The organism is Morganella sp. EGD-HP17 (genome assembly GCF_000512315.2).
GTDB lineage: Bacteria > Pseudomonadota > Gammaproteobacteria > Enterobacterales > Enterobacteriaceae > Morganella > Morganella morganii.
Genome location: NZ_AZRH01000032.1, coordinates 1 through 6573 on the forward strand (window position 1 = coordinate 1; position 6573 = coordinate 6573).

Sequence of the window (6573 nt, forward strand, 5' to 3'; positions counted from 1 at the left end):
TTTTATCTGCTGAGGCGGATGCTTTGTTTTTTGTGTTTTCTCTCGAGGGAGGAGTAACTTTTTCCGGTTTTTTTCTTGTCAATGCAGATTTGTCAGTTTCTCGTTTATTTTTTTGCTCGGGTGTTATATCTGAGGTTGTCCCTGCTTTATTGTTTATCGACTCCTTCAATTCTGTTGTACATGTTTTCACTGAACGACTGGTAGAACCATCATTGCAAATGAATTTATCTTTTTCACAATGGGATATACCACCTTTACTGCCGGAGCATGGATAATTTGTTGCGTTTGCATTTGTAATGCAACCTAATGAAAAAATTAAAAAAAACAATCCTAAAGTATGTGTGTTCATTTTATTTACCCATCTGTATAGTGTGATATGTGTGGCTGTATAAAAGTAATTACTTTAGATAAATCAGAATATTAGGCATCACTCTCTTACAATTCGTATTGCATCCCGGAAGAACGGTTTTATTTTAGGGTTAACTTCCTCCTTTTTAAGTTGTTTCAATTCAATAATCAGATCTTCTCGTAGGATAACATCTTTAATCATCAATAAATTAGAAACGCCTTTACCAATAATACTCATTATTTGGATGTAATGCTCTTTGCCATCTTCAGTCATACCATGTGTCCTTAAGTCAAGTCGTTACTCTTAGTTTAGACGAGATATTTGAATTTTTATCCTGATGCTAATAGGTAATGATTTTTTTTTCAGAATCTGAGTTGTGGGAAAGGAGTTCTCTGCAAGCAAAAGGCGTTTTTTCTGTACTTGTATCAAAAATTTTAATGATGAAAAAACTAGTTACATTAATCTGTATGTACCTGTACCTGCCTACTGCTAAAGGGATTGTTACCGGAACTAAAGGATTCGCGGGATGTTCAATCATATTAAGTCAGAATATTGCATCATAATCTATGTATAAATTTACGTATTTTGGATATACAAGAGTGTGTGACGTATGTTTCTGTTAATGGATCCTGCTTTATAAGGTTTTGAGGTTGTAATAGTCCGTAATTCAATTCCACAGTACTATCCTCTTTATGGCACTCAATCAGAAGTGGCGGAAGATTTCTGAAAGTGTCAGAATGAAATCATATACCAGATATGGAATAAATTATGTATTTAAAAACTAACAAGATCATAAAAAAATGGCGTGCATTCACATCCTGGTTAATACAGTCTATAACAGCATAAGAAAAATCAGTAGTAATCATTCTGAAAGGATTAAACAACACCAGAACCATACGTTCAACAATAAATTACTGGTATTCCCATTTTTGTTGCATAACTATGTTGTTAGTACTTATTATGTGATGAATATCACTTAATTTAGCGTACAGAAATCCAGGGGGGCAGAAATAACCAATGAGATAACTTTTAACTTAATCCAAATGTCCCATTCATACTAAAACTGGCTCTACACTGAATAATTGGTTCATAAAGACAGATTGCTCCTTCACCCGAAACTCGGGTTTATTGCGGTGTAGTCAATTATCAAATTGATTGTTGTTCAATTTTTGCAAAGCTTCAAAGCTCTGTAGGCTAACCTTATAGGTCACCAGACACCTTACCTCTCTTAAAATAAGAGGTAGTCTTAGAACTATGTTTAATACCGGTTAGAAAAATAAGATGGTTGAAATATTAACAGCACCTGAGCGTCGGTGTTGCCGCACTCCACAGGGAAAAATTTATATTATTCAGCAAACTATGCAACCAGATATGTCTGTATCACACGTTGCAAAACCATGGAAGCGGAGCTCCTGAGAGAGGCGTTGGAGTTAGGTCGGGCAAATATTGCGCATGCACCCTTGTTGCCAGGGGAGGTCGAATAACTGACGTTTGCCGGAGTATCGCGTGCGCAGCTGAGTCTCAGGGGTAACCGGCCATCTGACTGGCAGGATCGCAGACGGTAATCCCATTTTGACGACAGTGAGGTGTTGTCCCGGATAAACACGACGGTCTCTGACCTGCGACGTATGGCTATCGCAGTGCACGCGCAGTGCTGCGACGGGCGTCAGAACGGGATGGTCAACACAGTGTGTAAGTATCTCGCATATCCTGTGAAAATGCGGATGGATAACGGACTACCGTTGGAGTCAACTATTTTTAATAGTAATACCCCCGCCATCTAATCAAAAGAAGATGGTTTATTCATATCTTCGATATTGCCATTGCTTTTCGGCTTATAAGTATGCTCACCATGGTATACAAGGGTCCAAATTGGTCCGACAGGACTTAACACCGCATTTTGGTAAGCCATGGGCGTTGAGCATTATCCAATCGCGATGCGCCTTACGGCCCGTTGAATCACGTCCCATGGCTTAAATAACCTTTAAGACGGGGGAGATTCTGTTTTACGGCGAAGAGTGCAAGCGTTAATTTCATCAGCCTGACGTGCCGCCATGATCGGTTTTGTGTCATCAATGGCAGGGAGTGCAAAGCCCATGTCATCAAAAGCGGTAAAGCCGACTAATCTATAGGCATTAAAATCCGGATCGGTGACGGGGATACTAAATTGCTGAGTGGAATGCGGCGGAACAGGGCCAAATTCCTGCCATAAAAAATGCAATGGCTCACACTGTATATTCACCGGCAGTACGGCAATATAACCTCGCTCAATGGGAGTATCTCCCCGGTTTTCTAAGGTGCCGCCAATCACAAACTGGTTATTTGCACCAACTCCCATGTGGAAGGTTAAATGGGCTTCAGCCAGAGCAGTATTCATATTGCTCAGCCATAACGCCAGAATCATAAAAAAGTAATGCTGCTTCTTTAAGCGGGGATGGGGGGTGTCAGTGATGTGCCGTGGCATAATTTTTATCCTGAATATTGTGGTTAATACCCTGGTTATTTTCACAGTGTAATGACGAAAAGTAATATTACTTTCCGGATTAATAACACAAAAAAGCAAAAAGACCGCAGGCAATTTGATGTAAGGCATTCAATGTTTGTTTCAGGCTGGCTATTGAGTCACTTATCAATGTTGATCTTGTCATCCGGTGGTGAACATATGGTTAAACGGGAAATCCGGTATTACGGTACTATTCATATTTTGGGCTTAACCAGAACAGTTCTGCCATTTTGATCAACATCGTGAACGGCAAACGCATTTTTAGCAAGATCGATACCGACAGCCATGATCGTCATAACGAATTCTTCCGGGACGATATGTACTCCATGACTGCACAATAATTAATCAGGCGCATAACGCATAATCCTGGGAAGTCCCTTCTATTCGTTAAGGTACCTATAGTATCGGGTTTATCACCGGCAGCATAGTGATCATTCGGTAATTAACTCATATATATTCTCTTAATTTACACGTTATTTTAATCAGAGTGGATATGTCGTTTTTTGATTAGAATATCATTGTTGATCCGGACCGTAAATTGATTAAACCACCTGTTTGTTGTCAGAGGGATCAATCTGAAAGTACGGTTTGTTACTTTTTACAAATAAAAGTAGTTTATTTTGACGGTATATATGTTTCTTTTTATAAATAAAAATTACAATTTATGTTTCACTTTCTATGTAGTCGATATAACTAAATAAATATCTTTTTTTGGATTTAAAATCCATGTCTGATGAAAGTTTTATTTATTTCATGTTGTTGTGTTGACTCGGTTAATTTGTTAGATGTGTATTGCAATGTGTATGATAAATAAAAACTTTCATCAGGAAAATATTTTCTCACATTTATAATGGCGGGAGGGTATTTGAGATTTTCGGCTGCGTAATTATACTCAGGATAAGAGTATTTCTTCTTGTTTATACAGACAGGTGCATTTAAATTTATTGTTACCGGAGATGGGTATGTCGCGAAATTTTACAGACAGTGAATGCCGGGCATTCAACCGTAAAATTGGTCTTTTTTTAAAAAAATGCCGTTATGAACGTTCATTATCCGGCGCAGAGGTGGCCGGTCAGATAATGGTCAGTCAGCAGCAGCTGTCCCGTTATGAGCGGGGGGAGAGTGCGGTAGGGCTTTTTCAGCTGGATAAAATTCTTCGGGCATACGGGGTGTCATGGGACAGATTTGTTTCTGAAACGATTGTTGATATCCCTTATTCGTCCTATGAAAGCCTTTTTTCGCAGGGTGCTAATTTCATGTCCCCTGATTTTAACGTGAAGTTTTAAGTTTCCGTCCGGGTTCCGGTTATATAACACAGACCTCACCGTACCGGTGACAATATTTATTAATTGCAGGGTGTTCCTGTTTTTACCTGAAGGGGTAATTGTCTTCCGCCTGCGTTGTTTCCCGGTGCTGTTATTAAATTAAACATCATTTCCCGTAATATCCGGCGGGAATAATTTTTCAGTAAAAATGCTGCCGTTTGTCCGGAAAGGTGTCCGTGCCCAGCCGCGGCACGGATAATGACCCGCTCCCTGTGCCGGCACTGAGGGTTGCGGCGGGACGGGTGTGGTGCAGCCCTTTTTTATTACTCATTGAGACAATCAATATGAACGAAGTAAAAAAAATAAAAATCCCCCGGAAGACGCGCGTATACCGCGTTGCGGCCTGGGCCAACATTGTGACGCAGTTATTATTTCCGGTGGCGGCCAGTCTGACTCCTGTGTGGGTCACGGCAGCGCCGGTCACCCGTCAGGCCGGCACCACCACACCGTACACCCTGAAACCCGGTGAAACAACAGACCTGGTGGCTGCCCGGCTGGGACTGACTGCCGGGCAGCCACCAGGTGAATCAGTTCCGTACCTTTTCCAGACCATTTGAAGCCCTGACGGCCGGAGATGAGATTGATATCCCGCGGGATAATGGGGTGACTGACGGTCTGGCTGACACGTCCGCTTCCGGGTGGCTGAACGAACAAAATACGGCACAGGCCTCTTCGGAGATGGCCGGTGCGCTGAAGTCGGGGGACCCGGCCCGTATGGCGGCAGACAAATTGCGGGCGTATGCCACTGACCAGTCCACACGTCAGATTCAGGACTGGCTTAAGGGTTACGGCACGGCGCGTGTCCGGCTGGGCGTGGATGACAAAGGCCGCCCTGAAGGCAGTGAGATTGATGTGTTACTGCCGCTGCATGACGTCCGGAACCTGATGACATTTACCCAGATGGGGCTGCGTCATATTGATAAGCACACCACCGCGAACCTTGGTGCCGGTCAGCGGCTGTTTCTGGGTGAGCAGATGGTGGGGTATAACGCCTTCATTGACCATGACATGACCGGCCGTCATTCCCGTGCGGGAATTGGTGCGGAATACTGGCGTGATTATCTCAAACTGGGGGCGAACAGCTATTTTCGCCTGAGCGGCTGGAAAGATGCCCGTCATCTTGACGGATACGATGCCCGGCCGGCAAACGGATTTGACCTGCGCAGTGAAGCCTATTTACCGGCTTACCCGCAACTGGGCGGTAAGCTGATGTATGAGCAGTACTACGGGGATGAGGTGGGGTTATTCGGCCGCGATAAACGTCAGAAAAACCCCGGCGCGGTGACGGCCGGGGTGAATTACACCCCGTTCCCGCTGTTAACGGCAGGGATAGACCGTCGTCAGGGCACCGGCAGTGGCGGAGAAACCCGGTTTAACATAGGGGTGCGTTACGAAATAGGGACGCCATGGGAAAAACAGACAGATACCCGTGCGGTGGATGCATTACGCAGCCTGGCGGGCAGCCGTTATGATTTGGTGGAGAGGAATAATCAGATTGTGCTGGAATACCGCCGGCAGGAGACCATTCGTTTATCGACCGTTCCGGTTATTACCGGTCAGGCGGGTGAAATCTGGTCACTGGGGGTGAGTGTCACCAGTAAAAACGGTCTGAGGGAGATTCAGTGGGATGCGCCGGGGTTGCTGGCCAATGGCGGGCAAATCACAGAGACCGCGCCGGGGCAGTACAGCGTGACGCTGCCGGCCTGGCAGAATCCGGGGCAAAACGATTACACCGTCACGGGACGGGCTGTTGATAACAGCGGTAATATGTCGCCGCCGTCATCGACCCGGGTAACGGTCCGTGCCTCCGTGGTGAGTACGGATAATTCTGACTTTACAGCGAGTCCGGACAGGCTGCCGGCGGACGGTCAGTCAGCGTCCGTATTAACGCTGACGGTAAAAGATGCCGCCGGCAATCCGGTACCGGGGCTGTCTGACCGTATAACTTTAAATGCGACAGGCAACAGTGATGTACAGCTCTCCGGGGTAACAGAAGTATCGCCGGGCGTGTATCAGTCCACGTTAACGGCCGGCACCACGGCAGGCACCACGGTGGTGACACCGGTGGTGAACGGGACGACACTGAATCCGGTGAATGTTGTGATTGGTTCGGCGCAATCTCCGGTGGTCAGTGACCTGAAATTACAGGGTGAGCTGTCGGTGGGGAAAGCGCTGAGTGCACAGTACGTGTTTGATGCCAACGGTGGTGACGTGACCGATACGTCGCTGTACGCATGGGGTGACAAAGGCGGCACGGCCGGTGCGGTCAGCAGCGGTCAGGCGGTGACCACACCGGGTCAGGTGCCGGATTACCCGCTGACCACAGCGGACACCGGGAAGGTGAAAGAGGTGTCGGTGCAGGCGAAGAACGGCCTGGGTGTGACGGGGAACACGGA

At 45.8% G+C, this 6573-nt stretch carries 5 protein-coding genes and 1 pseudogene; 3 read left to right on the forward strand and 3 right to left on the reverse strand.

The genetic code is table 11. The features are described 5' to 3' along the window. From X965_RS19830 to X965_RS18170, 3 genes and pseudogenes are all read right to left on the reverse strand, one after another. Positions 1 to 349 (reverse strand): annotated as a pseudogene (locus X965_RS19830) (cell envelope biogenesis protein TolA); the annotation flags it as partial. Positions 350 to 427: 78 nt separating this feature from the next. Continuing rightward, positions 428 to 622 (reverse strand): hypothetical protein, encoded by a 195-nt coding sequence (locus X965_RS18165; RefSeq protein ID WP_036419621.1) that lies wholly within the window; start codon positions 620 to 622, stop codon positions 428 to 430. Positions 623 to 2333: 1711 nt separating this feature from the next. Then, positions 2334 to 2942 carry a membrane-associated Zn-dependent protease 1 gene (locus X965_RS18170; RefSeq protein ID WP_156341091.1) on the reverse strand — a complete coding sequence of 203 codons (609 nt, stop codon included), beginning with the start codon at positions 2940 to 2942 and terminating at the stop codon, positions 2334 to 2336. Between the two features lie 872 nt (positions 2943 to 3814). Between X965_RS18170 and X965_RS18175 the strand changes: the two genes are divergently transcribed. The 3 genes from X965_RS18175 to X965_RS18185 form a co-directional block, all read left to right on the forward strand. Then, positions 3815 to 4138, forward strand: coding sequence for a helix-turn-helix domain-containing protein (locus X965_RS18175; protein WP_051997411.1), 324 nt, complete (start codon positions 3815 to 3817; stop codon positions 4136 to 4138). A gap of 323 nt (positions 4139 to 4461) precedes the next feature. After that, positions 4462 to 4734: a hypothetical protein gene (locus X965_RS18180; protein ID WP_156341092.1), complete on the forward strand. Its 273-nt coding sequence runs from the start codon at positions 4462 to 4464 to the stop codon at positions 4732 to 4734. Further along, on the forward strand, positions 4700 to 6573 hold a 1874-nt coding region (locus X965_RS18185), incomplete at its 3' end, for an inverse autotransporter beta domain-containing protein (protein ID WP_172794102.1). The genes X965_RS18180 and X965_RS18185, both read left to right, overlap by 35 nt.